This window comes from Oceanicella actignis (assembly GCF_008124525.1).
Taxonomy (GTDB): domain Bacteria; phylum Pseudomonadota; class Alphaproteobacteria; order Rhodobacterales; family Rhodobacteraceae; genus Oceanicella; species Oceanicella actignis.
Genome location: NZ_VNHJ01000010.1, coordinates 15,726 through 41,665, shown reverse-complemented (window position 1 = coordinate 41,665; position 25,940 = coordinate 15,726). Strand labels below are relative to the sequence as shown.

Below are 25,940 nucleotides of genomic sequence, written 5' to 3'. Positions count from 1 at the left end.
CGCGGCCGGGAAGCGGCCGCCTCCGGTCCTGATGGTTTCACTTCACCACAAAGCCGTTGCGATCGCGTGAATCGCCGCCCCCGCGCCCTTGACCGCGGCCGCGCGCGGGCGTATGCGCGTGGCTCGTGGCGATTTGGACGACCGGATTGCGGGCCACGTTAAACAAGCCGCTAAAAGGTCGGGCAGGCGCGCCGCCGTCCCGATCGGCACGGTCGGGACCAGTTCGGAGCCCGTATCCTCGGGAAGACGCGCAGATGACCCAGCCCCCAGAGCTTCGCCCCCGCACGCGCCTCGTTCACGGCGGAACCGTCCGCAGCCCCTTCGGCGAGATGTCCGAGGCGCTGTTCCTGACCCAGGGCTTCGCCTATCCCAGCGCCGAGGCCGCCGAGGCGCGCTTCGTCGGCGAGGATCCCGGCTTCGTCTACGCCCGCTACGGCAACCCCACCGTGCGCATGTTCGAAGAGCGCATCGCCCTGCTCGAGGGCGCCGAGGACGCCTTCGCCGCCGCCTCGGGCATGGCGGCGATTCACGCGGCCATCATGTGCCAGGTCGCGGCGGGCGACCACGTGGTGGCCTCGCGCGCGCTGTTCGGCTCGTGCCTTTACATCATCGAGACGCTGCTGCCGCGCTTCGGCGTCCAGGCGACGCTGGTCGACGGCCCCGACCTTGACGCCTGGCGCGCCGCCATGCGGCCCGAGACGAAGCTGTGCTTCATCGAAAGCCCGGCCAACCCGACGCTCGAGCTGATCGACATCGCCGCCGTGGCGCGCATCGCGCACGAGGCCGGCGCGCGGCTGATCGTGGACAACGTCTTCGCCACGCCCATGTTCCAGCGCCCGCTGGCGCTGGGGGCCGACATCGTGGTCTACTCCGCCACCAAGCACATCGACGGGCAGGGCCGCTGCCTTGGCGGCGTCGTGCTGGGAACGCGCCGCTTCATCCGCGACGAGCTCGAGCCCTACATGAAGCACACCGGCGCGGCGCTGAGCCCGTTCAACGCCTGGGTGCTGCTCAAGGGGCTCGAGACGCTGGAGCTGCGCTGCCGCGCCCAGGCCGAGGGGGCCGCGCGCATCGCCGAGGCGCTGGCCGGCTCGCCTGCCCTGTCGCGGCTGATCTATCCGGGGCGCGAGGATCATCCGCAGGCCGCGCTGGCGCGGCGGCAGATGAGCTCGGGCGGAACCATGCTGGCGCTCGAGCTGCGGGGGGGCAAGGCGGCGGCCTTCCGCTTCATGAACGCGCTGCGCGTGGCGCTGATCTCGAACAATCTGGGCGACGCCAAGACCATCGTCACCCATCCGGCCACCACCACCCACCAGCGGCTCAGCCCCGAGCAGCGCGCCGCGCTGGGCATCTCGGACGGGCTGGTGCGCGTCTCGGTCGGGCTCGAGGACCCCGAGGATCTGATCGCCGACCTTGCGCGGGGTCTCGAGGCGGCCCGGAACGGGGACTGAGCGGCCTTGCCCGCGCGCGCCGGCGCGCTAGCTTGCCGCGGCGTAGGCGATCTACAGGAACGAGGTCGAGCATGAACATCAAGCCCGGATCGATGACGCCCGCCGAACCCGCGCCCTCGGAAGAGGCCGCGCGCGCGGCGCTCGAGGTTCTGCGCCGCCTGCGCCGGGCCGATCCGGCGCTGGCCGCCCGGCTCGAGGCCGAATCCGGCGCGGCCGCGCCGGCCCGCGTCTATGACGAGGGCTTCCGCCCCGACGCGCCCTACCTGGCCGCCATGCCCGACCTTCAGAACGGCCCCGAAAGCCTGATCCGGGGCGCGCGGCGGCCGATCCAGCATGTGGGAATCTCGAACTTCCGCCTGCCGCTGCTCTGGCCGCTGCGCGACGGGGGAACGGCGACGCTGGAAACCTCGGTGGTCGGCTCGGTCGCGCTCGAGGCCACGCGCAAGGGCATCAACATGAGCCGCATCATGCGCAGCTTCTACCGCCTTGCGCAGGGGCCGATGGACTTCGAGGCGCTCGGGCGCATCCTCGACGCCTATCTGCATGACCTCGACAGCGACGAGGCCCGCCTGATGCTGCGCCTGCGCCTGCCGCTGCGGCGCAAGGCGCTGCGCAGCGGGCTCGAGGGCTGGCAGTATTACGACCTGGCCTTCGAGCTGGCGCAGGCGGGCGGGCGCCGGCTGCGGGCCATGCATCTGGACTACGTCTATTCCTCGACCTGCCCCTGCTCGCTCGAGCTGGCCGAGCATGCGCGCGCCGCGCGCGGGCGCATGGCCACGCCGCATTCGCAGCGCTCGCTGGCGCGCGTGTCGGCGGCGCTGGCCGAGGGCGCAGAGCGGCTGTGGCCCGAGGATCTGATCGACATGTGCGCGCGCGCCATCCCGACCGAGACGCAGGTGATGGTCAAGCGCGAGGACGAGCAGGCCTTCGCCGAGCTCAACGGCGCCAATCCGATCTTCGTCGAGGACGCGGCGCGTCTGCTGTGCGCGGCCCTCGAGGCGGACCCGCGCATCGGCGATTTCCGCGTCGCGGCCAGCCACCAGGAGTCGCTGCACAGCCACGACGCCGTGTCGGTGCTGGTCAGCGGGCCGACCTTCGCCCAGGCCAGCATCGACCCCCGCTTCTTCGAAACGCTGCGCGCCTGAGCGGCGCGCGCGAAAGAGCGCGCGGATCCTGATTGGCGGCGCGGTCCGATCCGCCCGCACGGCCGCCCGGCCCTTGCGCAGGCCGGCGCAGCCCCGCCGCGGCGACCTGCGCCAGAGGGCGAGCCCGCGCGCCCGCCGCCGCGGCGCGGCGCCGACGAGTTCGCCCGCCCCCGAGCGACGCCTCCGGCGCCGCGCGCCGGCGCAGGCCCCAAGCGAGCGGGCGAGCGGGCGAGCGGGCGAGCGGGCGAGCGGGCGAGCGGGCGAGCGGGCGAGCGGGCGAGCGGGCGAGCCGCGTTGACAGGCGCCGGGCAAGGGGTCAATGCTCCGCGGCGATGATCGACCTGCGCCCCGCCATCTACGTCGTCGGACTGCTCGTCGCCGCGCTGGGCGCGGCGATGGCGCTGCCCTGCGCGCTGGATCTGGCCGACGGCGCGGGGAACTGGCGCGCCTTCGCCCTGTCGGGCTTTCTGTCGGTCACGGCGGGGCTGGCGGCGGCGGCGGCGTGCCGCACGCGGCGCTCGCAGGGACTGAGCATCCAGCAGGCCTTCGCGCTGACGGTCGGGGTGTGGGTGATGCTGCCGCTGTTCGGCGCGCTGCCCTTCATGCTGGGCGCCCCGTCGGCCAGCTTCGCCGACGCGTATTTCGAGGCGATGTCGGGCATCACCACCACGGGATCGACGGTGTTCTCGAGGCTCGAGACGCTGCCGCGGGGCACGCTGCTCTGGCGCGGGCTGCTGCAGTGGATCGGCGGGATCGGCATCGTCGTCTTCGCCCTGGCCTTCCTGCCGACGCTGCGCGTGGGCGGCATGCAGTTCTTCCGCTCCGAATCCTTCGACACGCTGGGCAAGATCCTGCCCCGCGCGGGCGAGATCGCGGCGTCGATCTCGTGGATCTACGTGGCGCTGACGGGGGCCTGCGCGCTGGCCTATGCGGCGGACGGCATGTCGGCCTTCGACGCCATCGTGCACGCGATGACCACCGTCTCGACCGGGGGATTCGCGAATTACGACGCCTCGCTGGGGCATTTCGAGCGCAACGTGGAATACATCGCCAGCGTGTTCATGCTGCTGGCCAGCCTGCCCTTCGCGCGCTACGTGCAGATGCTGCGCGGCACGGCGCGGCCGCTGCTGACCGACCCGCAGGCGCGCGCCTATGTCGCCATCATCGCCGCGCTGACGCTGGCGCTGACGCTCTTCCGCCTGGCGCGCTTTCCCGACGGGGCCGAGGAAAGCTTTCGCGAGGCGCTGTTCAACACCATCTCGATCATCTCGGGCACGGGCTATGCCAGCGTCGACTACACGCAGTGGGGCGCGTTCTCGAGCGCGCTGTTCTTCCTCATGGGGCTGATCGGGGGATGCACGGGCTCGACCTCTTGCTCGATCAAGATCTTCCGCTTCCAGGTGGTGCTGATCGCCATTTCGGCACAGATCAAGCGCATCCACACGCCCCATGGCGTGTTCCCCGCCCGCTATGGCGAGCGCGCGCTGGAGGAAGAGGTCATTTCCTCGGTGATGGCGTTCTTCTTCCTGTTCTTCCTGACGCTGGGCGTGCTGGCGGTGGCGATGGGCATGCTGGGCTACGACACCGTCACCGCCGTGTCGGGCGCGGCGACGGCGCTGGCCAACATCGGGCCCGGGCTGGGCGACATCATCGGCCCGTCGGGCAATTTCGCGCCGCTCTCGGATTCGGCCAAATGGCTGCTGTCCTTCGCGATGCTGATCGGCCGGCTCGAGGTGGTGTCGGTCTATGTCCTGCTGACGGCGGCGTTCTGGCGGCGATAGGCGCCAAGGCGCGCTCAGGGCATGATCCCCTGCACGAACCACCCCTGCCCCGGCGGCGCGCGCAACACCCGAAACAGCCACAGCCGGGCGCCCGCCGTCGTCTCGACGCGCCAGTAGTCGCGCGCGCCCGCCCGCCAGGCGGGGTCGTCCAGCCACCATTCGGGCGCGATGCGCTCGGGGCCCGAGACGCGCGCCAGCTCCAGAACCCGTCCGCGCCAGCGCAGCCGGACGGGCGGGCGCTCGGCCCCGCCACCCCCTTCGCCCCCCGCCGCGCCGCCATCGGCCGCCCGGCGCGCGCCGCCCCTCTCGGCGTCCGGCTCCGCCGCCGCCAGAGGCTGCGCGGGCTCGGGCGTCAGCAGCGCCGCGGGACGGGGCGCGTCGGGCGGCGGCCAGCCGCCCGCATGCGGCTCGCTCCAGGCCGCCGCGAGCAGGCGGGCGGCGCGCTCGGGGATGTGGCTGTCGCCCGGATGCAGGCGGAACAGCCGCTCGAGCCCGATGCGCGCGCCAAGCCGCCCCAGCAGATCGGCGAAAACCGCCTCGGCCGCCTGCGCGTCCTGCTGCGCCTGCGGACCGTGGCGGCGGCGCATCGCCGCCGCCTGCGCGTCGAGGCAGCCGCGCACCCGCCGCGCCGACAACGGCTCGGTCATCGTCGCCTCAAGCCGCACCGCGTCGACGCCGAAACCGGCCTCCAGCCGCGCAAGCGCGGCGTCGAACAGCGGCAGGATCCGCGCCGGATCGCGCATCGCCTGCGCCAGCCCCAGCTCCTGCGCCTGCGCGCCGCCGTCGGCGCGGCGGATCTCGAGCCGCAACCGGCGCGCGCCCCGCCCTTCGGCCTCGAGGCGGGCGCACAGACGCTCGAGCAGCCGCTTCAGCGCCGCCTCGATGTCCGCGCGCAAGCCGATCGGCTCGGGCAAGGTCAGGCGCACGGCGAAAACCGGCGCGGGGCGTGCGGGCGAAACGGGTTCGGGCTCGGCCCCCAACGCCTGGTCCAGGCGGCGCGTCAGCTCGACGCCGAAACGGCGCGCCAGCGCCGCGCGCGGCATGCCCGCGATGTCGCCGACGCGGCGCAAGCCAAGGCGCGCCAGGGCCCGAACCGTTTCCTCTGGCAGACGCAGCGCCGCCGCCGGCAAGGTCGCAAGCGCAGCGCGCAACGTTCCCGGCGGCGCGATCGCCGCGCCGTCGGGCGACGCGGCCCCGAAGCGCGCGAGCGCCCAGGCGCCCCCGCGCGTATCGGCCACCGCCAGCCGCGCCGTCAGTCCGCGCGCGCCCAGCTCGCGCAGCATCAGCCGCGCCAGCGCCGCCTCGCCGCCGAACAGATGCGCGCAGCCCGTCACATCGGCGATCAGCCCGCCCTCGCCGGGCGGTCCGTCCTCGATCGCGGCCCAGGGGCTGAAGCGCCCCGCCCAGCGCAGCAGCGCCGCCAGCAGCCGCGCCTCGGCCGCGGGGTCGCGCCAGGCCACCGCCAGCGCGGGATGCAGCGCCCGCGCATCGGCCAGCGTCATGCCCGCGCGCAGCCCCAGCGCCAGCGCCGCCGCGTTGACCGAGACCGCCGTCGCCGCGCCGCCGATGGGCGCGATCAGCGCGAAGGGCGCGTCGGCGTCAAGGCCGGCGCGGCGCAAGGCCCGCTCGGCCCCCATATGCGGCAGCCACAACGACAGGATGCGCCGCCCGCGCGGCGCCGGCGAGGCGGGCGCATGGGGCGCGTCGGGCGCGGGCGGGGAATCGATCATGGACATGCGCGCGGAACCTTTTGTTCCTCTTATGTTCTCATTCTGCCCCGTCTCGCCGCGCCTGCCAAGAGGCGCTTGCGCCGGGCCGGGCGGCGCGCCATCCTCGCGCCCCGACCCGATCCCGACCCGTTCCGCGCCCGGCCCCGCCGCGCGCCGCCGCAGGAGAGCGCATGACCCCGCCGAGCTTCGACTTCGCCACCGCCGCCCGCATCGCCTTCGGCCCCGGCGCCGCCGCCCAGGCCGCGCCCGCCATCCGCGCGCTCGGACGGCGCGTGGCGCTGGTCACCGGCGCCGATCCGCGGCGCGGGCGCTGGCTGGCCGAGGCGCTCGAGTCGCTGGGGGCCGAGATCCTGCCCGTCAGCATTCCCGCCGAGCCCACCGTCGCGATGATCGAGGACGCCGTCGCCCGCGCGCGCGATTTCGGCGTCGAGGCGACGGCGGGCCTTGGCGGCGGGGCGGCCATGGATGCGGCCAAGGCCATCGCCGGCCTTGTTCCGCAGCCGAGCGGCGTCATGACCCATCTCGAAGTGGTCGGCGAGGGCCGCCCCCTGACCGCGCCGCCCCTGCCGGCGGTCGCCATCCCCACCACCGCCGGCACCGGCGCCGAGGTCACGCGCAACGCCGTGCTGGGCGTGCCCGAGCATGGGCGCAAGGTGTCGCTGCGCGATCCGGGGCTGCTGCCGCGCCTGGCGGTGGTGGATCCCGAGCTGACCCGCGGCGCGCCGCGCGCGGTGACGCTGGCCAGCGGGCTGGACGCGCTGACCCAGGTCATCGAACCCTACCTTTCCTGCCGCGCCAACCCGCTGACCGATGCGCTGTGCCGCGACGCGATCCCGCGCGCCATGCGGGCGCTGCGCGCGCTGATGGAGCCGGCTCCGGGCGCGGTCGCCGACGATGCGGCCGCGCGCGCCGACATGGCGCTGGCCAGCCTGTTCGGCGGCCTGGCGCTGGCCAATGCCGGACTTGGCGCGGTGCATGGCCTGGCCGGCGTGGCGGGGGGGCGCGTCGGCGGCGCCCACGGGGCCATCTGCGGCCGCCTTCTGCCTCATGTGCTGCGCGCGACGGGCGAGGCGCTGGCCGAACGGCCCGACGCCCGCGCGCAGGCGCGGCTGGACGAGGTCGCCGCCTGGCTGGGCGCGGCGCTCGAGGCGCCGGCGCCCGAGGCCTTCGACGCCCTGCAGGCATGGATCGACGCCCAGGGCCTGCCGCGCCTCGGCGCGCTGGGGCTCAGCCCCGAGGACCACGCGCCGCTGGCCAGGGAATCGCTGGCCTCGTCATCGATGAAGGGCGCGCCGGTCGCGCTGGAGACGGGCGCGCTGATCGCGATTCTCGAGGCCGCTTCCTGAACCGGGACCGCCGCCGCCAGGCGCCCCGCCCGCCGCGGCGACCGAGCGGCCGCGCTCAGCGCGGCCGCGGCCTGGGCGCGGGCGCGCGCAGCGCCGCGGCGGGCGAGGCCGCGCCCATGCGCAGCTGCGAAGCCACGGCCACGCCGCCGCCCGGCTTGTCCGGCGGGAACTCGGCGCGCAAGGGCGCCGCGCGCGAACGGCTCGCCCGCAGCTCGGCCGCCGCCGCCGCGGGAACGACGGCCTCGCCCAGCTGCGCCAGCAGACCGGCGGGCGGTGTCGGCCGCAGGGCCGGCGCCGGCGCGTGGGCGACGCGCCCCGTGGGCGCGCCCGGCCGGATCACCGCCACGTCGCGCGGCGCGCGCTTGAAGCCAAGGTCGAGCAGCTGCGCCACCTTCTGCGTGCGCTGCCGCGACGAGCGCGCGCCGAACACCGACACGATCACCCGCTTTTCTCCGCGATGGGCCGAGGCGACCAGGTTGTAGCCCGAAGCCGCGGTGTATCCGGTCTTGATCCCGTCCGCGCCGGCATAGGAGGAAAGCAGCCGCCGGTTCGTGGCGTATATCGTGCGCCCCACGGCGCGGGTCTTCTTGCGGCCGAAGATGTTGTAATACTCGGGGTGATCGAAGAACAGCCGCCGGCCCAGAATGGCCATGTCGCGCGCCGTCGACAGATGCCCGGCCTCGGTCAGCCCGTGCGGATTGCGGAAATTGGTGCGGGTCATGCCCAGCGCCTTGGCCTTGCGGTTCATCATCTGGGCGAAACGCTCCTTCGAGCCGCCCACCGCCTCGGCCAGCGCCATGGCCGCGTCGTTCGCCGACTTGACCGCCGCCGCGCGGATCAGATCGCGCACGCGCACCAGCTGGCCCGGCCGCAGCCCGATGCGCGACGGCGGCTGGCGCGCCGCCAGCGCCGAGACGCGCACCTTCTGGTCCAGCTTGAGCCGGCCCGACTTCACCGCCTCGATGGCCAGATAGATGGTCATCATCTTGGTCAGCGAGGCCGGCGGCAGGGGGGTGTCGGCATTCCTTGCGTAAAGCACCTCGCCGGTGCGGGCGTCCATCACCAGCGCCGCGTATTGCGCCGCCCGCGCCTCGGGCGCCAGCGCGCCCAACAGCGCCGCCGCCGCCACGAATGCGCCCAGCATCAGCCTTCGCGCCGCCTTGATCATGCCTGCCCTCGTACGCTGCTCTTCACGTTTTCGCCTCGCGCGTGCCGGTGGTCGCGAGTTTTCCTCATCTTCCGCACGCGCAAGGCAGCGTAACATGCTGCGCGACGTTCTGAAAATGGAAATCGGGCCGAATTCGCGCAACCAGTGGGCGATTTTGCCTTGCAGCACGCCATTGACGCACCGCAACATCGTCCCCATATTTACCCAGCGTAAAGAGATGTGAAGAATCGCGTTCCAGGCGCCGTTTCCGCGCCCGACAGACCGCCCGAAGCACCGGAGATCATGATGACCGCCGCCGAAAAGATCGCCGCCCAGCCCCATGTCGCCATCCCCTCGGCCGACGAGGCCCGCGCCGCCGCCGCCCGCCAGGCCGAGTCGCTCGCCCGCTCGCTCGAGACCCTCGCCCGCTACGGGCAGGGCAACGTGGATGCGCTGCTCGCCGCCTCGAACGTCGCGGCCAAGGCCGCCGGCGAGATGAACGCCGAAGCGCTGGCCCTGGCGCGCGAGACGATCGAGGAGAGCCTGACCGCCGCGCGCGAGCTGACGGCGGCGCGCAGCCCGCTCGACGCGCTCGAGAAGCAGGCCGAATTCGCCCGCCGCGCCTTCGAGAGCGCGCTCGGCCACGCCACGAAGATGAACGAGATCGCCCTGACCGCCGCGCGCGCGGCCGTCGAGCCCGTGGCCGAGCGCATCGCCGCCGCCGGCGAGCTGGCGCAGACCGGACGGCGCTGACCCGCGCAGCCCCCGCGCGCGTCCGGCCCCGGGCCGGGCGCACGCGATCGAATCCGCGATCGAATTCGGGCGCGCGAGCCGAGGCGAATGCGCGCGCCCCCTTTTCCCCGGGCGGCCGCATCCTATAATATGTTCCCGGGCGGCGCCGTGCCGCCGGAAACTCCAGCGATCGGCCGACATGACCCCGACTGAAGACCTGCGCGCGGCCCGCATCCTTTCGGCCGCCGACCACGACAAGGACGACGCGCCGGGCGCGCCGTCCACCGATCTGGCCGTGGCCGCCAAGCCCAGGCCCAAGCGCCCCAGCATGTACAAGGTGCTGATGCTGAACGACGACTACACGCCCATGGAGTTCGTCGTCCACGTGCTCGAGCGCTTCTTCGGCATCGGCCACGAGCGCGCCGTCGAGATCATGCTGACCGTTCACCGCAAGGGCGTGGCGGTGGTCGGGGTGTTCTCGTTCGAGGTCGCCGAAACCAAGGTGATGCAGGTGATGGACTTCGCCCGCAAGCACCAGCACCCGCTTCAATGCACCATGGAGAAGGAGTGAAGGGCGCGAAATATTTCGTGATCGCGGCTGGCGCCCTTGACCCTTCGATTACAAATCCGAAGTCTAATGGAGACGATGGTTGCGCACCCCGGCGCGCCGTCGCTCCCGCCGCGCGACCTTGCGCGGCCGCATGCAGAAGGTGACGCCCATGCCCTCGTTCACGAAAACCCTTGAGGAAGCCATCCACAACGCTCTGAGCCTGGCGAACGAGCGCAAGCATGAGCTCGCCACGCTTGAACACCTCCTGCTCGCCCTGATGGACGAGCCGGACGCGGCGCGGGTCATGCAGGCCTGCGGCGTGGACATGGACGCGCTGCGCGCCTCGCTGACCCGGTTCATCGACAACGAGCTCGACGCCCTGGTGTCCGAGGTGGACGGCTCGCAGGCCGCGCCGACCACGGGCTTTCAGCGCGTGATCCAGCGCGCGGCGATTCACGTGCAGTCCTCCGGCCGCAACGAGGTGACCGGCGCGAACGTGCTCGTCGCCATCTTCGCCGAGCGCGAATCGCACGCCGCCTATTTCCTGCAGGAGCAGGACATGACCCGCTACGACGCGGTCAACTTCATCGCCCATGGCGTGGCCAAGAACCCCGCCTTCGGCGAACCGCGCCCCGTGCGCGGCGCCGAAGAGTCCGCCTCGCAGTCCGCGCCCGAGCGCGAGAAGGGCGACGAGGGCGCCTTGGCCAAGTATTGCGTCAACCTCAACGAAAAGGCCCGCGAAGGCGGCGTCGATCCGCTGATCGGGCGCGAGGCCGAGGTCGAGCGCTGCATCCAGGTGCTGTGCCGCCGGCGCAAGAACAACCCGCTTCTGGTCGGCGATCCCGGCGTCGGCAAGACCGCCATCGCCGAGGGGCTGGCGCGCAAGATCGTCGACGGCGAGACGCCCGAGATCCTGTCGGGCGCCACGATCTTCTCGCTCGACATGGGCGCGCTGCTGGCCGGCACCCGCTATCGCGGCGACTTCGAAGAGCGGCTCAAGGCCGTGGTCAAGGAGCTGGAGCAGCACGAGGACGCCATCCTCTTCATCGACGAGATCCACACCGTCATCGGCGCCGGCGCCACCTCGGGCGGGGCGATGGACGCCTCGAACCTGCTCAAGCCCGCGCTGCAGTCGGGCACGCTGCGCTGCATGGGCTCGACCACCTACAAGGAATACCGCCAGCACTTCGAGAAGGACCGCGCCCTGTCGCGGCGCTTCCAGAAGATCGACGTCTACGAGCCCTCGGTCGAGGACACGATCAAGATCCTGCGCGGCCTCAAGCCCTATTTCGAAGAGCATCACGACATCCGCTACACCGCCGACGCCATCAAGACCGCGGTGGACCTGTCGGCGCGCTACATCCATGACCGCAAGCTGCCCGACAAGGCCATCGACGTGATCGACGAGGCCGGCGCCGCCCAGCACCTGCTGCCGGCCGGCAAGCGCCGCAAGACCATCACCCCCAAGGAGATCGAGGAGGTGGTCGCCAAGATCGCGCGCATCCCCCCCAAGACCGTCTCGAAGGACGACGCGCAGAACCTGCGCGACCTCGAAGGCAGCCTCAAGCGCGTGGTCTTCGGACAGGATGCCGCCATCGAGGCGCTGGCCTCGGCCATCAAGCTGTCGCGCGCGGGCCTGCGCGAGCCCGAAAAGCCCATCGGCAACTACCTGTTCGCCGGCCCCACCGGCGTGGGCAAGACCGAGGTCGCGCGCCAGCTGGCCGCCACTCTGGGGGTCGAGATGCTGCGCTTCGACATGTCCGAATACATGGAGAAGCACTCGGTCAGCCGCCTGATCGGCGCGCCTCCGGGCTATGTCGGCTTCGACCAGGGCGGCCTGCTGACCGACGGCGTCGACCAGCACCCGCACTGCGTGCTGCTTCTGGACGAGATCGAGAAGGCCCACCCGGACGTGTTCAACATCCTCTTGCAGGTGATGGACCACGGCAAGCTGACCGATCACAACGGCAAGACGGTGGACTTCCGCAACGTCATCCTCATCATGACCTCGAACGCCGGCGCCTCGGAGCTGGCCAAGAGCGCGATCGGCTTCGGCCGCGAGCGCCGCGAGGGCGAGGACGAAGCCGCCATCGAGCGCACCTTCAGCCCCGAGTTCCGCAACCGCCTCGACGCGATCATCAGCTTCGGGCCCCTGCCCAAGGAGGTCATCCTGCAGGTGGTCGAGAAGTTCGTGCTGCAGCTCGAAGGCCAGCTGATGGACCGCGGCGTGTCGATCGAGCTGACCCGCCCGGCCGCCGAATGGCTGGCCGACAAGGGCTATGACGAGCGCATGGGCGCGCGCCCGCTGGGCCGCGTGATTCAGGAGCACATCAAGAAGCCCCTGGCCGAAGAGCTGCTGTTCGGACGCCTGACCAAGGGCGGGCTGGTGCGCGTCGGGGTCAAGGACGGCAAGCTGGATCTCGAGATCCTGCCCAACGGCAAGGCGCAGATCCCGAACCCGAAGCCGCCGCTGCTCACCGCCGACTGAGCGGCGCGCGGCGCGCGAAAGCAGGCGGCCGCCCGAAAGGGCGGCCGTTTTCGCATGCGCGCGTCGCGGCGACGCTTGCCGAAGATCGCATGTTGTGCCTGAAGGGGTGGTACGCCCTACGGGACTCGAACCCGTGTTTCCGCCGTGAAAGGGCGGCGTCCTGGACCGCTAGACGAAGGGCGCTTCCGAGGCCTCTGATAGCGGCGCGCGCGGAAGGTTGCAAGCCCGAATTGCGCAAATCTTGCAGCGCCTTCGCGATCAACGCTCGGTCAGCTTCAGCTCGATGCGGCGGTTGCGCGCGCGCGCCTCGGGCGTGTCGGCGGGGTCGATCGGCTGGTATTCGCCAAAGCCCGCGGCGGCGAGGCGATCGGGGGGGAAGCCCTCGACCTCGATCAGATACCGCACCACCGACAGCGCGCGCGCCTGGCTCAGCTCCCAATTGTCGCGATAGCGCCCGCCCGGCGCGATGGGCACGTCGTCGGTGTGCCCGTCCACGCGCAGCACCCAGGGCAGCTCCGGCGGCAGCTCGGCCATGAGGCCGCGGAAAAGCTTGGCGAACTCGCTCAGCTGGCGGCGGCCGTCCGGGCCGATCTCGGCCGAGCCGGGGGCGAAAAGCACCTCGGACTGGAACACGAAACGGTCGCCCACCACGCGCACGCCCGGATGCTCGCCCAGGGCCTCCTTGATTCGGCCGAAGAACTCGGAACGATACTGCGCCAGGGTCTTGTTCTCTTCGGCAAGGCGGCGCGCTTCGGCGGCCAGACGCTCCTGCTCGCGCCGCTTGAGCGCCAGCTCGCGCGCCAGCGCCGCGTTCAGGCGCGAGCCCAGATTCTCGATCTGCACCTGCTGCGCCTCGTCCTTGGCGCGCGCTTCGTCCAGCAGGCCCTGGAGATTGGCGAGCTGGCGGCGCAGCTCGCGCAGCTGTTCGTTGAGCAGCGCCACCCGCCGCGCCTGATCGGCCGAGGCCTGGCGCTCTTCGCTCAACTGGCGCTCGGCCAGGGCCAGGGCCGCCTCGCGGCGCGACAGCGCCTCGGCCTTGGCGTCCAGCTCGCCGCGCGCATCCTGCAAGGCCTGCTCGGCCTTGCGCCGCGCCGCCTCGGCCGCGGCGAGCAGGGTCAGCGTCTCTTCCGCCTTGCGCCGCTGCTCCTCCAGCGCCAGCGTCGCGGCGGTCAGCTCGTCCTGCGCGCCGGCCAGCTTCTTGCGCAGCGCCTCGGCGGCGGCGGCCTCGATGGCGCGGGCCTTCTCGGCCTCGGTCATGCGCTTTTGCAGCGCGGCGAGGACGCGCTCCTTCTCTTCGGCGGTCAGGCGCAGCTCGGTCAGGGCCTTTTCGCGCTCCTCGAGCCGCTCCTTCAGCCGCGCCGCCTCTTCGGCGCTGCTGGCGGCGGCGGCGCGCTGGCGTTCAAGCTCGGCGTCGCGCGCCTCGGCCGCCGCCAGCAGGCTGGCGATCGAGGCCTCCTTGTCCTTGGCGTCCTTGCGCAGATCGGCGACCATGGCCTCGAGCGCGGCGCGGCGCGCGGCGGCAAGGCGGGCGGCCTCGGCCTGGGCGTCGATCTCTTCGCGCAGGCGCGCCAGAGACAGCTGCAGCGCCTCCTTCTCGGAAATCTCGCGCGCCTTGGCCTTTTCAAGCTCGTCGATGGCGGCGCGGGCCCTGGCCAGATCGGCCTCGGCGGCGTCGGCGCGCCCGGCTTCGGCGCCGGCCTGCCGGCGCGCCGCGTCCAGATCGCGCGTCAGCGCCGCGACGCGGCCCTGCGCGCGCTCAAGATCGGCGCTCAGCGCAGCGACCTGGGCTTCGAAGGCGTCGTTGCGCGCGCGCGCGTCGTCACGCTGGCGCGCGACCTTCTCCAGCTCTTCGCCCAGCCGCGCGCGGTCGGCCTCGGCCTCGGCCAGGGTCGCGCGCAGCACGTCCAGCTGCGCGCTCAGCCCCTCGGCGCGGCGCTGCTCCATGGACAGGGTCGAGGCCAGCTCGGCCAGCTCCTGCGTCAGGATGTCCAGCTCGCGATCCTGGCCGGTGATGGTGTCGCGCAGGACGAACTGGATGATCATGAAGATCGACAGGACGAAGATCAGCACCAGGAGCAGCGCCGTCATCGCATCGACGAAACCGGGCCAGACATTGGCCTCGAAGCGGCCGCCGCCGCGCCGGCGCAGCGCCATCTCAGCGCTCCCCCGTTTCGCCCGTCAGGGCCCGGGTCAGGCGCGCAAGATCCATGCGGATCTCGGCCACGGCGTCCTGACGGCCGGCGGACACCTCCTCGAGCAGGCGCATCAGCTGCATGTCGATGTTGCGCAGCCGCAGGCGCGCCTCGGCGTCGGCCTCGAGCGCGTCCTCGCCCTCGGCGCGGCGCTCGAGCAGCTGGGCGATGCGCTCCTGCGCCGCGGCGATGCGGTCGAGCCGCCGCGCCCCCTCCTCGTCGGCGCCGCGGCGCGCAAGGGCGGCCAGGGCCTCGTGATCCTCGCCCATGCGCATGGCCAGCTGGCGCACGGATTCGGCCAGCTGCGCGACGCCGCTTTCGGCCTGGGCGCGGCGCTCTTCGCCCTCGCGCATCAACGCGGCCAGCTCCTGCACCTGCTCGGCGCTGCGCTCGGCCAGCTCCAGCGCCAGCGCGCCGGCGCCCGCGCCCCCCTCCTCGCCCGCCAGGCTGATGCGGGTGATCGAGCTCAGCCACTCTTCCAGCTCGCGGTAGAAGCGGTTCTGCCCATGGCCGGCGAACAGGTCCAGAAGCCCCACCACCAGCGAACCCGCAAGGCCCAGCAGCGACGAGGCGAAGGCCGTGGCCATGCCCTCGAGCTGGTCGTTGAGGCCGGCCATGAGGTTGTTGAACACCTCCATCGAGCCCTCGCCGTCTTGCGGAGAAAGCGAGCGCATCGTGTCCACGATGCCGGGGACGACGTTCGACAGGCCCCAGAAGGTGCCCAGAAGGCCGATCAGGATCAGCAGGTTGGCGATGTAGCGGGTGATGTCGCGCATCTCGTCCAGCCGCGTCGCCACGGTGTCGAGAATCGAGCGCGCCGAGGTCGCCGTCAGCGCGGCGCGCGCGCGCCGGTCGCGCAGCAGCGCGCTGAGCGAGACCAGCAAGCGCGGCGGTTCGACGAATTCATGGCCCGGCCGGTCGATGGCGAAGCCTTCAAGCCAGCTGACGGCCGCGATCAGCGTCGTCACCTGCCAGAAGCAGGCCAGAACGCCCACGGCGAAGACGCCGGCGATGAAGCCGTTGAGGTAGGGATTGGCGTAGAAGACCTGCTGGATCGGTCCCTGCAGGAAGTAGACGCCCGTTCCGACCAGCGCCAGGACCACGACCATCATCACGATCTGGCGGATGGGCTGCGAGAATTCGATCTGGCGTCCGTGTTCGGTCTTCATGCGCGATCCTGCCTGCGGTGGGCGCCGCCACCCGCGCGGGCCCTGTCCGCAAACGCCTAACAGATCGCGCGGCGCGGGCAAAGCCGCGCGACGCGCCGTTCAGCCGCGCAGCACCCTGGCGAAGCGCTCGAAGCCGTCGGCGTTGCCCGCCAGCACGTCGCCCGTGACCAGCGGGTTGGCGTCGGCATGGTTCAGGTCCTGCACGAAGCCGCCCGCCTCGCGCACGATCAGCACGCCGGCGGCGATGTCCCACACGTTCAGGCTGCGCTCCCAATAGCCGTCATAGCGGCCGGCCGCGACATAGGCCAGGTCGAGCGCCGCCGAGCCCATGCGCCGCACGCCCGCGCAGCGCGGCATGAGCCGCGCCAGGTCCTGCATGGTCAGCGCCAGATCGCCCGCGTTCTTGGCGAAGGGAATGCCGGTGGCGAAGAGCATCTCGGTCATTTCGGTGCGGGCAGAGACGCGCAGCCGCCGGTCGTTGAGCCAGGCGCCGGCGCCCTTCTCGGCCACGAACATCTCGTCCTTGGCCGGGTCGAGGATGACCGCCGAGACGATCTCGCCCTTGTGCTCGAGCGCGATCGAGATCGCCCAGTGCGGCAGGCCGTGCAGGAAGTTGGTGGTGCCGTCCAGCGGATCGACGATCCAGCGCCGCGTGGGGTCCTTGCCCTCTTCGGCGTCGCTTTCCTCGGCGGTCCAGCCGTAATTGGGGCGCGCGGTCATCAGCTCGGTGCGGATAATCTCCTCGGCCTTGAGGTCGGCGCGCGACACGAAGTCGCCCGCGCCCTTGCGGCTGACCTGAAGGTTCTCGACCTCGCCGAAATCGCGCAGCAGGCTGCGGGCGGCCCGGCGGGCGGCCTTGATCATCACGTTGAGATTGGCCGATCCGACGCTCATCTTTCCTGTCCTTTCAACGGCCGCGCGGGCCATGAAGGGTCATGACCCGCGCAGGGCCCCGCAAGGGGCGCGATTCGACGGCCGGCGGCGCCGGCCCGCGGGGTCAGGCCCGCTCGACGTATTCCATGGTCTCGGTGTTGACCACCACGGCCTCGCCCACGCCGACGAAGGGCGGGACCATGATTCGCACGCCGTTGTCCAGCACCGCCGGCTTGAACGAGTTCGCCGCCGTCTGCCCCTTCACCACCGGCTCGGTGTCGGCCACCGTGCACACCACCTTCTCGGGCAGCGTGACGTTGAGCGCCTCGGATTCGTGATACTCGACGACGACGGTCATGCCGTCCTGCAGGAAGGGCCGGCGTTCGCCCAGAAGGTCGGCGGGCAGCTCGATCTGCTCGAAGGTCTCGGCGTCCATGAAGACCAGCATGCCGTCGTTCTCGTAAAGAAACTGCTGATCCTTCTGCTCGAGACGCACGCGCTCGACCTTGTCGGCCGAGCGGAAACGCTCGTTCAGCTTGCGCCCGTCGCGCAGGTTCTTGAGCTCGACCTGCGCGAAGGCGCCGCCCTTGCCCGGCTTGACGTGCTGGGTCTTGACCGCGACCCACAGGCCGCCGTCATGCTCGATAATGTTCCCCGGGCGGATTTCGTTGCCGTTGATCTTCATCGCTCTGTTCCATCTGCTCGCCGCGGCGCGGGGCGCCCGCCGCTCGGCCGGTCGTGGGCGGTATATCGTCGCCCGTGCGCGCCGGCAAGCGCCGGACGTCGCGCGGCGCAGGCGGGATTGACACACCGTTAGGTTGCATTAACCGGGACTTAACGAAGGTTAATATACTGTAAAACAACATATTTTTATCAATCTCAGGTTGACTTGTCCGCGAATTTGCCGTCATTCTTAACCACAGGTGAGCGGAAACCGAGCAGGAAAGGAGGCCAGCGATGCGCATGTCAGCCACGATCCTGACCGTCGTCGCCGCCTGCGCAGCGGTCTGGGCGCAGGCTTCGGGCCCCGCAAGCGGACGTCGCGGCGCGCCCGCGCAGGATCTGGAGCTGGCGGTGCAGGAGCTTGCCGGCCTGCGCGCGCGCCTGGGGCGCGACGCGGCCGCGGCCGGGCTGGTCGCCATCGAGGACATGGTGCTGGGCCGCGTCGCGCCCGAGGACGCCGCGCGCGTCACCTTCCGCGCGCGCGCCCTGCGCGCGGCGGACGGCGCCGCAGCGGACGCCCGCGCCATCGGGGCGCCCATCTACGGACAGGCGACGCGGCTGTGCGACGCGCGCGCCGACGATCCCGAGTGCTGGCGCATCACCTTGCTTGAAATCGACGGCCGCCCGGCGCCCGTTCCTGGGTCGACGCAATGACGGACGTTTCCGCCGCCCCCCTCGGCGCCGCGGCGCCAAGCCCGCTCGATCCGGGCGACGCGGTCGCCGCCGCGCTGTGCGCGCGCGTTCACGCCGTTCCCTGCGCCGAGGATCACGCCCTTCCGCCGCGCAGGCCGGGACCGCGGGTCATCGCCTTTCTGAACGCCCATGCCGTCAATCTGAGCGCCGCAAGCCCCGACGCCGCGGCCGCGTTCCTGGGCGCGGACCTTCTGCTGCGCGACGGAATCGGCGTGAAGATCATGATGCGCCTGCTGGGCTTCGATCCTGGCGCCAACGCCAACGGCACCGACCTGATCCCGCGCATCGCCGCGGCGCGCGGGCGGCGCGTGGCGCTTTACGGCGCCCTGCCCGGCGTGGCCGAAGAGGCCGCCTCGGCGCTTCGCGCGCTGGGCGCGCGGGTCGTCGCGACGCGCCATGGCTACCATCCCTCGGCCGATTACGAGAAATGGATGCTCGAAGACGCGCCGGATCTGCTGATCCTGGGCATGGGCGCGCCGCGGCAGGAGATCCTTGCCGACAGGCTGCGCGCGCGCGCGCGCGTCGCGGGGCTCGACGTCGACATCGTGTGCGGCGGCGCGATCCTCGACTTCCTTTCGGGCCGCAGCCGCCGCGCGCCCCGCTGGATGCGGGCGGCCGGGCTGGAATGGGCGCATCGTCTGATCATGGAGCCCCGGCGGCTGGCCCGGCGCTATCTGCTGGGCAACCCGGTCTTCCTGATGCGCGCGCTGCGCCTGGCCGCCGCGCGGCGCATCGAGCTGGGCGACTCAGCCGACGGCGCGCGCCGCTGAACGGCGCGCCGCCGCGCCCGCGCGCGCCCAGACCGGCAGCGCCATCGCCGCGCCCGCGATCAGACCCTGCCAATTCATCTGCGTGAGCTGGTTCGCCTCGAACATCGACCAGACCAGATGCGCGATCGCCAGGGCGCCGCATCCCGCCAGCGCCGCATCGCCGCCGGGCCGCAGCGTGCGCAGCGCCGCCGCGACGATGAAGCTCCAGTGCAGCGCCCAAAGGCCCGCGCCGATCACCCCCGTCGTCAAGAGCGCCGTGATCCAGCCGTTATGCGCGCCGCGCGCGTTCCATCCGAGCACGTCGGGGATCGAGGCCGCCTCGGGCCGCGACCAGAACCCGAAGAAACCGTGCCCGATCAGAGGCCGCGCCTCGACATGCGGCCAGAGCAGGGCCCACAGCTCGGTGCGGCCGTTCAGCGTCATGTCCTCGCCCAGCGCCGCCAGCGTCGCCGGCAAGGTCGCCCCGAGCGCCGCAAGCCCGGCCAGCGCCGCCGCGCCCACCGCCCAGCCGCCATAGCGCAGCCCCGCCAGCCCCGCCACGCTCAGCGCCAGCGCGCCGCCCAGAAGCAGCTGCCCCAGCGCCACCGACGATCGCGCCGCCACCAGCGCCGCCGCGATCGCTCCCACGCCGAGCCATAGCCGCGCCCTGCCCTCGCGTGGCGCGGCCGCCGCCTCGAACAACGCGGCGACGAAGGCGTAGGAGAGCACCTGCGCAAGGTGGTTCTTCTCGATGTAGATCCCCCGCAGCGCGCCCGTGTTGACATGCTGCCCGAAGGCGTAAAGCGGCGCGACGACCGCCATGACGGCCGACGCCGCGACCACGACAAGCCCCATCAGCCGGATCGACCCGAGCAGCCCCAGCGGGCCGAGGCGCATCGCCGCCGCGCCGCCGAAAACAAGAATGATCGCATACTGGACCAGCGCGACGCCGCCCTTGACCGGCGAGGGGCCCCAAAGGCACGAGGCGGCGAACCAGGCGGCGGCGAAGGGCAGCACGGGCTGCGCCAGCAGAACGCGCCGCGCCGCTTCGCGCCAGCGCCAGATCTGGATCGCCATGCACAGATAAAGCAGCGCCCAGACCATGCGGCGCGCCTGCTGAACCGCGGTGTAGTCGGTGTTCCACTCCGACCAGCCATGGATCAGCAGCGGATAGAGCGGCCCCGTCGCCGCAAGAAGAATGAGCGCGACGCCCCAGACCGCCGATGGATCAACCGCGTTCGTCGGCTTTTGGGGCGTCATCCGCCTCCCCTCCGCCCGCTTCGGCCAAGGCCCGCACCCGCCGCGCCGGAGCGCCCGCCAGGATGGATCCGGGCGGCGCGTCGTCGCGCAGGATCGACAACGGCGCAAGGACCGACCCCGCGCCCATCCTCGCCCACACGAACGAGAACGGGCCGATGAAGCATCCGTCCCCGACGACGCCCGAACTGAGCGGCGCGCGCGGGCGCTCGGGCTTGGCACGATAGCCGACGCAGGCGCCATGCGCCATGGTCACGTTCCGGCCGATCCGCGCGCAGGGCAAGATCACCACTCCGAAGCCGTGCAGCAGCCGAAAGCCGGGGCCGATCTCGGCCTGCCAGGCGATTTCGGCGCCGATGCTCAGGCAAGCCCAGCGGTGCCAGAGCGCGGCCAGGGGAACCAGCGCCCGGATCCAGCGCCGCCGCGCCAGCCGCGTGGCGCGGTAGAAGCGATAGGAGCAGACGACGCGGAAGGTCTTGTGCATCAGCGCATCGCGCAAGATGCGCCGCGCCGAATGCCCGGCGCCCGCCAGGCGCGCATGATCGGCCCGGATGGCGGCCCGCAGCGCGCTGAGGCCGCGAAGCTCGTCCACCTCGTCGGCGGCTGCGGGCTCGGCGCTCCACCCGTCGCGCCGCAGCGCCCAGTGGAACAGGCCAAGCCGCGCCAGGGCGCCGCAGAGCATCGCCGCCGCGGCTCCCGCCCCGCCAAGCGAGGGCGCCGCGGCCGCGGCGGTCGCCGTCGCCGCAATGGCCGAAATCCACTGGATGCGCAGCTCGCGCCGCCCCCTGCCCGCGCCGATCAGCGCCTGTCCAAGGGGGGCCTCGAGCGCCTGAACCATGGCCGCCCCAAGCAGCAGGGCCAGCATCGGCGCAGCCGCGGCAAGCTCGTCGGCGCGATGCGGGGCCACAAGCGGCCCGACGCCAAGCCAGACGGCCATGAGCGCGGCCGAAACGCCCGCCGCCGCGCCAAGCGAGACCAGCTGCGACCAGCGCGCGACGCGGCGCGCGCCTCCGCGCCCGGGCGCCAGCATGGCGACGTTGAGCGCCGGCGCCGCCGCTCCATTGGCCCCCGAAGCCGCGACGCGCGCCGCCTGCGCCATCGTCATGCAAAGACCGAACATCCCCAACGCGCTGTCCGGCGCCCAGAACGCCAGCAACAGGAAAGGCCCCTGCACCGACCAGCCGCGCGCCATCAGCGACGCGGTGAGCGGCGCCGCCTCGCTCAACCACTTCAGCGGCGCGGGAAAGCGCGCCGGGCCCAGGGCCCGCGCCAGCGCCCGCGTCTGCAGGAAGGCCGCGACGGTCATGGCGCCGCTCTGCAGCCAGGCCGCCTCGAGCGCCGAGGACGCGCCGCCCAGCGCCAGCGTCGCCGTCGCCCCGGCCGCCGCGGCGGCTGCAAGCCCCATGGGCGCATAGGCCCAGAACGGCCTGTCCAGGGCGCGGGCCGCCTGCGTGCCGTGAAACAGAACGGCGATGGCGGGCAGCCCGGCCAGGGCCGCGCCGCTGACCGCATCGACCCCCGGCGCCGCCAGCCCGAGGGCCGCCCCGAGCGCCCCGATCCCGACCGAGACGAGCGTTCCGAGCGCGAAATGCCCCGCCGCCGCGGCCGGGCGCCCCGCGGCGCGCAGCTGCGGAATCCGCCGCATCGTCGTCACCGAGAACCCCAGCGAGGCAAGCGGCGCCAGAAGGAGGACAAGGCTGCGCGCATGCGCAAAGGCGCCGAACGCCTCGAGCGGCAGCGCCGCCGCCAGCACCCACATGGCCGCGAGCGCGCCGCCCCGGCCGGCGGCCGCCAGCGCCACCCCCGCCGCCGCGCGGCGCAGCCTGGGCGCCTGGGACACGGAAGCCGCCGTCATGCGCGCGCCAGCCTCAGCATGCGCCCGCGCATGTCGCGCGAGGTCAGCGCCGCCCCGGCATAATAGACGCCGGCCAGCAGGCTGCGCCCCAGAAGGCCGCCAAGGCCCAGCCCCTCGGGGCTTGGCGGCGCGTAGCCCATCGCCGCCGCCTCGGCGCCAAGGGCGCGCCGGGCGACCCAAAGCTCGGCCCGCGTCAGGCCCGCCCCCGCGCGCGAGGCGTTGCGCGGCAGCTCGTCCGGCGTCGGCGCGGGCAGCGCAACGCCCAGAAATCGCGCCAGCCCCGCCATGACCCGCCCGGGATCGGCCAGAAGATCCTCGTAGCGCAGCGCGTGGACGGCTTGCGGATGGCGCGCGCTCAACCGCCGCAGGCTGCGCGCCGAAGCGGCCCATGCGCGCGCCTGCAGGGCGGGATGGTAGCGCGCGCGCCCGCGGCCCCAGTATTCGGGCAGGTGCTTGTACGAGCGCAGCACCGCGTAGGGATCGCGCATCAGGAAGACGAAGCGCGCGGTCGGAAAGGCCGAAAGAATCTCGTCCGCGCGCAGATGGTCGGGGGGCGTGTTCCACCCGTGGAACGCGCGCCCCTGCGCCGCGGCGCGCAGCATGCCGCCCCAGATCTCGGCCCAGCCGCCGCCCTGGACGCGCGACGCGCGCGCAAGCGCCTCGGGCGAGATCACGGCCGAGCGGTGCAGCGGCGCGGGCGGCGCGCTCACCGACCGCCGGCGCAGGATGTCGAGGCAGGCGGCGCGATAGCGCTCGGCCGCGTCGGGGCGCGGCGCGCGGGTCAGGCCCAGCTCGTCCGCCGCCTGCAACGCGTAGGCGTCGTTGATCATCAGCCCCCCGGCCCGATTGAGCATGGCCGCAAGCAGCGTCGATCCGCTGCGCGCCTGGCCGACGAGCACCACGGGGCCGACGCCCGCCCCCTCACTGGGCGAAATATTCGCTGAACCGGCCATACCGTCCGCCTCCGTCCATGTTGTCGGCCTCGCGGCGCGAGGCGCCCGTCAGCGCCAGCCCCGCCGTCTCGACCCCGGCGTCGAGAAGAATGCGCAGCGCGGCGCGCGCGTCGGCGCGGGTCGTCTCGCCCCAGCGCGCCACGAAGACCGCCGCATCCGCGAAGGCCGCGATCACGCGCGCGTCGCTCACCGCCAGCAGCGGCGGCGTGTCCAGCACCACCACGTCGAAGCGCCCGCGCAGCTCGCGCATCAGCGCCTCGAAGGCCGGGCCGGCAAGCGCGTCGGCGCGCGTCGCCGGCGCCTCCTGCGAGGGCAGGATCGACACCCCCGTGCGCCGGTCCTCGCGCAGCGCCGCCTCGAGCGGCGTCTCGCCCTCGAGCACGGCCAGCAGATCCTCCTCGGCCGACAGCCCGTAGCGGCGGGCCTGCGCGGGCCGGCGCAGGTCGCAATCGACCAGCGCCGCCGAGCGCCCCATGCGCGCGCAGCTCTCGGCCAGAAGCGCGCTCAGCGTCGACTTGCCCTCGGCCGGTCCGGCCGAGACGACCGCGATCACCCGCGGCCCCGAGCCCGGCGGCGCCAGCGCCGCGCGCAGCTCGCGCACCGCCTCGCCCAGCTCCGAGCCGGGGCGCTTGCGCACATGCTCGACCGGATCCTCGCGCCAGCCCGGCGCGCGCGGAAGCGCGGCCAGGACGGGCAGTCCGGTCTCGGCCTCGGCCGCCTCGAGCGAATGCCACACCCCGCCCAGCGACTCGCGCAAGAGGGCCAGCGCCCCGCCCGCGGCAAGGCCGCCCATCAGCGCAAAGCCCAGGATCAGGGGCGCGTTCGGAAAGGCCGGGCGCAGCGGCGGCGCGGCGGCGCCGATCAGCCGCGCATCGGGCTGTTGCAGGCCGGTCTGGGCGTTGGTCTCCTTCAGGCGGGCCAGGAAGGAATCGTGCAGATCGCGGATGGCGGCCGCCTCGCGCTCGAGCCGGCGCAGCTCGGCATCCGCGCGCGACTGCGCCTCGGCGCGCGCGCGCAGATCCTCGAGCGTGGCGTGCAGCGCCGCGCGGCGCGGCGAGCCCTCGGGCAGGCTTTCGAGCATCCGCGCCATGTCCTCGATGCGTGCGCGCGTGTCTTCGGCCTTGCCGGCCAGCAGCTCGGCCCTGCGGGCGCGCGCGGCGGCCACGGCGGCGTCGGCCTCGGCCAGGCGGGCGGCCAGCTCGTCAAGCCGGCGCGAGAGCCATTGCGAGGCGCGGCGCGTGGCGTCGAACTTGGCTTCGAGCTGATCGACGATGTACTGGTCGGCGATGGCGTTGGCGATCAGCGCCGCCTTGTCGGGATCGGCGCTTTCGAAGCGGATGGCGATGACGCGGCTCAGATCCTGCTGCGAGACGCTCAGCCGCTTGCGCATGGCGGCGATGGTCTCGAGCAGCGCGCGCCGCGCCTCGCGCTCGGGATCGGGAAAGCGCACGGGCGCGCTCCACCCCGCCAGATCGGCCAGCGCCGCCTTGAGCTGCGCCAGCGCTCCGGGCTCGACCGCCGGGGCGGGGCCCAGCTCGGGATCCTCGTGCAGGCGCAGCTTGCGCGCCACGCGCTCGAGCAGCTGCTGGGACTGGATCAGGCGGATCTCTGACTGCACCGCCTGCGCGTCGAGCGGCAGGGCGGGCATCACCTCGGCCAGATCGACCACCTGCGGGCGGCGGCTTTCGAGCAACACCTCGGCCATGGCGGCATAGCGCGGCTCGAGCCGCGAGAGCATGGCCGCGGCGAAAAGCAGCGTCGCCAGCGCGACCCCGGCCACGGTCCACTTGCGCCGCCAGAGCGCCGAGACCAGCTCGGCCGCCGCGACCGCGGGCGGCGGCGAGCTGGGCGGCACGGGGGCGGCGTCCTCGAAGGCGCGGCGTCTTTGGTGCAGGGTCATGGCTGATCCGGGGCGCGGTTGTCCTTTCTCAGCGGTAAACCTGCACGGTTAACAATTGGTAACCGCCGCGCCCGATCAGCGCTGCGCGGCCATCGTCTTGCGGAACCGCGCCAGCGCCGCGGCGAAAAAGACCGCGCCCGCCAGCGCCATGGCGGCAAGCTCGGGCCAGGTCGCGTCCAGCCCCGCCCCGCGGAACAGCGTCGCCTTGGCGAAGGCGGTGAAATGGGTCGAGGGCGACAGGCGCATCGCGTCTGCCAGCAAGGACGGCATGGCCTCGAGCGGCGTCACCCCGCCCGACAGCAGGTTCATCACCACGAAGACCGGGATCGCCAGAAGGCCGAACTGGGGCATGGTCGTGGCCACCGTCGAGAGCATGACCCCCAGCGCGCAGGCGGCGAACAGATAGACCGCCGCGCCCAGCGCGAAGAACGCGCTCGAGCCGGCCAGCCCGACCCCCAGCGAGCCGCGCACGACCAGCTCGAGCGACAGAACCGCCGCCGCCACGATCACCAGCCCGTTCGCCCAGATCTTGGCCAGCATCACCTCGGCCGGGCGCAGGGGAAGGGTCATCAGATGCTCGATCGTGCCGCGCTCGCGCTCGCGGATGACGGCGGCGCCGCTCAGGATCACGGCCAGGATGGTGACGTTGTTCACCACCTGCATGACCGCCACGAACCAGGCGGATTCGAGATTGGGGTTGAACGACGCGCGCACGCTGGCCGCGATGGCGGGCGCGCCCGCCGCGGCGCCGCGGCCAAGGAACGCCGCGGTCTCGTCGCGCAGGATGGCGGCCGCCTGGCGCGTGCCGGCGCCGGCGACGCTCATGGCCGTGGCGTCCACCAGAAGCTGCGCCTGGGGAACGCGGCCGGCCAGCAGGTCGGCCTCGAAGCCGGGCGGGATGCGCAGGGCGAAGGTGATGCGGCCGGCGTCCATCTCGGCGTCGGCCTGGCGGGCGTCCATCATGCGCGGCGGCTGGAAATAGGGCGGCAGGAACGCGCCGGCGATGCGCCGCGACAGCGCCGAGCGGTCCTCGTCCACCACCGCCACGGCGACGTCGCGCAGCTCTGTGCGCACGCCATGGGCGACGGCGTGGATGGCAAAGGTGAAGGTGTAGAGGATCAGCAGGACCAGGACCGGATCGCGCGCCAGGCTGCGCAGCTCCTTGAGGCCCATGCGCCAGATCTTTCGCAGGTCGAGGGCGGGCAT

General features: G+C 72.8%; 21 protein-coding genes, 1 tRNA gene and 1 riboswitch. Of the genes, 10 read left to right on the top strand and 12 right to left on the bottom strand.

Annotation, left to right across the window (positions count from 1 at the left end; all coding sequences use genetic code 11):
- The first annotated feature begins 115 nt into the window (after positions 1–115).
- A riboswitch (SAM riboswitch) is annotated at positions 116–194 on the top strand.
- 60 nt (positions 195–254) lie between these two features.
- From LY05_RS13085 to LY05_RS13075, 3 genes are all read left to right on the top strand, one after another.
- Positions 255–1,451, top strand: coding sequence for an O-succinylhomoserine sulfhydrylase (locus LY05_RS13085; protein ID WP_148923454.1), 1,197 nt, complete (start codon positions 255–257; stop codon positions 1,449–1,451).
- Positions 1,452–1,522: 71 nt separating this feature from the next.
- Positions 1,523–2,596, top strand: coding sequence for a GTP cyclohydrolase FolE2 (gene folE2, locus LY05_RS13080; protein ID WP_072747861.1), 1,074 nt, complete (start codon positions 1,523–1,525; stop codon positions 2,594–2,596).
- 332 nt (positions 2,597–2,928) lie between these two features.
- Positions 2,929–4,377, top strand: a complete 1,449-nt coding sequence (locus tag LY05_RS13075) for a TrkH family potassium uptake protein (protein WP_148923453.1) — start codon at positions 2,929–2,931, stop codon at positions 4,375–4,377.
- Positions 4,378–4,391: 14 nt separating this feature from the next.
- Here LY05_RS13075 and LY05_RS13070 read toward each other — a convergent pair whose 3' ends face one another.
- Positions 4,392–6,113, bottom strand: coding sequence for a Y-family DNA polymerase (locus LY05_RS13070; RefSeq protein WP_428842405.1), 1,722 nt, complete (start codon positions 6,111–6,113; stop codon positions 4,392–4,394).
- 164 nt (positions 6,114–6,277) lie between these two features.
- Between LY05_RS13070 and LY05_RS13065 the strand changes: the two genes are divergently transcribed.
- Positions 6,278–7,453 (top strand): iron-containing alcohol dehydrogenase, encoded by a 1,176-nt coding sequence (locus LY05_RS13065; protein ID WP_148923452.1) that lies wholly within the window; start codon positions 6,278–6,280, stop codon positions 7,451–7,453.
- Positions 7,454–7,508: 55 nt separating this feature from the next.
- On the opposite strand, the gene LY05_RS13060 is transcribed toward LY05_RS13065, so the two are convergent.
- Positions 7,509–8,621 (bottom strand): D-alanyl-D-alanine carboxypeptidase family protein, encoded by a 1,113-nt coding sequence (locus LY05_RS13060; protein WP_211356331.1) that lies wholly within the window; start codon positions 8,619–8,621, stop codon positions 7,509–7,511.
- 94 nt (positions 8,622–8,715) lie between these two features.
- On the opposite strand from LY05_RS13060, the gene LY05_RS15565 reads away from it, so the two are divergent.
- From LY05_RS15565 to clpA, 4 genes are all read left to right on the top strand, one after another.
- Positions 8,716–8,844 carry a hypothetical protein gene (locus LY05_RS15565; protein ID WP_282957566.1) on the top strand — a complete coding sequence of 43 codons (129 nt, stop codon included), beginning with the start codon at positions 8,716–8,718 and terminating at the stop codon, positions 8,842–8,844.
- A 62-nt stretch (positions 8,845–8,906) separates the two neighbouring features.
- Positions 8,907–9,353 (top strand): phasin family protein, encoded by a 447-nt coding sequence (locus LY05_RS13055; RefSeq protein WP_072747857.1) that lies wholly within the window; start codon positions 8,907–8,909, stop codon positions 9,351–9,353.
- Between the two features lie 178 nt (positions 9,354–9,531).
- Positions 9,532–9,903 (top strand): ATP-dependent Clp protease adapter ClpS, encoded by a 372-nt coding sequence (gene clpS / locus LY05_RS13050; RefSeq protein WP_072747856.1) that lies wholly within the window; start codon positions 9,532–9,534, stop codon positions 9,901–9,903.
- Positions 9,904–10,051: 148 nt separating this feature from the next.
- Positions 10,052–12,370 (top strand): ATP-dependent Clp protease ATP-binding subunit ClpA, encoded by a 2,319-nt coding sequence (gene clpA, locus LY05_RS13045; protein WP_072747955.1) that lies wholly within the window; start codon positions 10,052–10,054, stop codon positions 12,368–12,370.
- A gap of 107 nt (positions 12,371–12,477) precedes the next feature.
- Here clpA and LY05_RS13040 read toward each other — a convergent pair.
- From LY05_RS13040 to efp, 5 genes are all read right to left on the bottom strand, one after another.
- Positions 12,478–12,553: transfer RNA gene (locus LY05_RS13040), tRNA-Glu, on the bottom strand.
- Between the two features lie 75 nt (positions 12,554–12,628).
- On the bottom strand, positions 12,629–14,524 hold the full coding sequence (locus tag LY05_RS13035; protein WP_148923450.1) for a peptidoglycan -binding protein: 1,896 nt from the start codon (positions 14,522–14,524) through the stop codon (positions 12,629–12,631).
- 1 nt (position 14,525) lies between these two features.
- Positions 14,526–15,731, bottom strand: a complete 1,206-nt coding sequence (locus LY05_RS13030; RefSeq protein ID WP_148923449.1) for a biopolymer transporter ExbB — start codon at positions 15,729–15,731, stop codon at positions 14,526–14,528.
- 99 nt (positions 15,732–15,830) lie between these two features.
- The gene (locus tag LY05_RS13025; protein ID WP_072747853.1) at positions 15,831–16,625 is read right to left on the bottom strand and encodes an inositol monophosphatase family protein; all 795 of its coding nucleotides are present in this window, start codon (positions 16,623–16,625) and stop codon (positions 15,831–15,833) included.
- A 103-nt stretch (positions 16,626–16,728) separates the two neighbouring features.
- On the bottom strand, positions 16,729–17,289 hold the full coding sequence (gene efp / locus LY05_RS13020; protein WP_072747852.1) for an elongation factor P: 561 nt from the start codon (positions 17,287–17,289) through the stop codon (positions 16,729–16,731).
- Between the two features lie 272 nt (positions 17,290–17,561).
- On the opposite strand from efp, the gene LY05_RS13015 reads away from it, so the two are divergent.
- Positions 17,562–17,981, top strand: a complete 420-nt coding sequence (locus tag LY05_RS13015) for a hypothetical protein (RefSeq protein WP_148923448.1) — start codon at positions 17,562–17,564, stop codon at positions 17,979–17,981.
- Positions 17,978–18,790, top strand: coding sequence for a WecB/TagA/CpsF family glycosyltransferase (locus tag LY05_RS13010; RefSeq protein ID WP_148923447.1), 813 nt, complete (start codon positions 17,978–17,980; stop codon positions 18,788–18,790). Before LY05_RS13015 ends, LY05_RS13010 begins: the two co-directional genes overlap by 4 nt.
- Here the strand turns inward: LY05_RS13010 and LY05_RS15205 are convergent.
- The 5 genes from LY05_RS15205 to LY05_RS12985 all read right to left on the bottom strand — a co-directional run bounded on the left by LY05_RS15205 (position 18,767) and on the right by LY05_RS12985 (position 25,940).
- Positions 18,767–20,029, bottom strand: coding sequence for an O-antigen ligase family protein (locus LY05_RS15205; protein WP_170259008.1), 1,263 nt, complete (start codon positions 20,027–20,029; stop codon positions 18,767–18,769). The two genes, LY05_RS13010 and LY05_RS15205, sit on opposite strands and share 24 nt — an antisense overlap.
- On the bottom strand, positions 19,998–21,866 hold the full coding sequence (locus LY05_RS13000; protein ID WP_170259007.1) for an LbetaH domain-containing protein: 1,869 nt from the start codon (positions 21,864–21,866) through the stop codon (positions 19,998–20,000). Before LY05_RS13000 ends, LY05_RS15205 begins: the two co-directional genes overlap by 32 nt.
- Before the next feature lie 11 nt (positions 21,867–21,877).
- Positions 21,878–22,783: a sulfotransferase family protein gene (locus LY05_RS12995; RefSeq protein WP_170259006.1), complete on the bottom strand. Its 906-nt coding sequence runs from the start codon at positions 22,781–22,783 to the stop codon at positions 21,878–21,880.
- Positions 22,784–22,802: 19 nt separating this feature from the next.
- Positions 22,803–24,734, bottom strand: coding sequence for a polysaccharide biosynthesis tyrosine autokinase (locus tag LY05_RS12990; protein ID WP_148923444.1), 1,932 nt, complete (start codon positions 24,732–24,734; stop codon positions 22,803–22,805).
- A gap of 75 nt (positions 24,735–24,809) precedes the next feature.
- Positions 24,810–25,940: an ABC transporter permease gene (locus tag LY05_RS12985; protein WP_148923443.1), complete on the bottom strand. Its 1,131-nt coding sequence runs from the start codon at positions 25,938–25,940 to the stop codon at positions 24,810–24,812.

Bases quoted from the DNA above. Each gene is read 5' to 3' on its own strand.
- LY05_RS13060 (WP_211356331.1), bottom strand. From the start codon at position 8,621: ATGATCAAGGCGGCGCGAAGGCTGATGCTGGGCGCATTCGTGGCGGCG.
- LY05_RS13065 (WP_148923452.1), top strand. From the start codon at position 6,278: ATGACCCCGCCGAGCTTCGACTTCGCCACCGCCGCCCGCATCGCCTTC.
- LY05_RS13085 (WP_148923454.1), top strand. From the start codon at position 255: ATGACCCAGCCCCCAGAGCTTCGCCCCCGCACGCGCCTCGTTCACGGC.
- LY05_RS13030 (WP_148923449.1), bottom strand. From the start codon at position 15,731: ATGAAGACCGAACACGGACGCCAGATCGAATTCTCGCAGCCCATCCGC.
- LY05_RS13070 (WP_428842405.1), bottom strand. From the start codon at position 6,113: ATGTCCATGATCGATTCCCCGCCCGCGCCCGACGCGCCCCATGCGCCC.
- LY05_RS12985 (WP_148923443.1), bottom strand. From the start codon at position 25,940: ATGCCCGCCCTCGACCTGCGAAAGATCTGGCGCATGGGCCTCAAGGAG.
- LY05_RS13015 (WP_148923448.1), top strand. From the start codon at position 17,562: ATGCGCATGTCAGCCACGATCCTGACCGTCGTCGCCGCCTGCGCAGCG.
- efp (WP_072747852.1), bottom strand. From the start codon at position 17,289: ATGAAGATCAACGGCAACGAAATCCGCCCGGGGAACATTATCGAGCAT.
- LY05_RS13055 (WP_072747857.1), top strand. From the start codon at position 8,907: ATGACCGCCGCCGAAAAGATCGCCGCCCAGCCCCATGTCGCCATCCCC.
- LY05_RS13075 (WP_148923453.1), top strand. From the start codon at position 2,929: ATGATCGACCTGCGCCCCGCCATCTACGTCGTCGGACTGCTCGTCGCC.
- LY05_RS15565 (WP_282957566.1), top strand. From the start codon at position 8,716: ATGCTGCGCGACGTTCTGAAAATGGAAATCGGGCCGAATTCGCGCAAC.
- LY05_RS12990 (WP_148923444.1), bottom strand. From the start codon at position 24,734: ATGACCCTGCACCAAAGACGCCGCGCCTTCGAGGACGCCGCCCCCGTG.
- LY05_RS15205 (WP_170259008.1), bottom strand. From the start codon at position 20,029: ATGACGCCCCAAAAGCCGACGAACGCGGTTGATCCATCGGCGGTCTGG.
- LY05_RS13035 (WP_148923450.1), bottom strand. From the start codon at position 14,524: ATGGCGCTGCGCCGGCGCGGCGGCGGCCGCTTCGAGGCCAATGTCTGG.
- LY05_RS13025 (WP_072747853.1), bottom strand. From the start codon at position 16,625: ATGAGCGTCGGATCGGCCAATCTCAACGTGATGATCAAGGCCGCCCGC.
- folE2 (WP_072747861.1), top strand. From the start codon at position 1,523: ATGAACATCAAGCCCGGATCGATGACGCCCGCCGAACCCGCGCCCTCG.
- LY05_RS13010 (WP_148923447.1), top strand. From the start codon at position 17,978: ATGACGGACGTTTCCGCCGCCCCCCTCGGCGCCGCGGCGCCAAGCCCG.
- clpA (WP_072747955.1), top strand. From the start codon at position 10,052: ATGCCCTCGTTCACGAAAACCCTTGAGGAAGCCATCCACAACGCTCTG.
- clpS (WP_072747856.1), top strand. From the start codon at position 9,532: ATGACCCCGACTGAAGACCTGCGCGCGGCCCGCATCCTTTCGGCCGCC.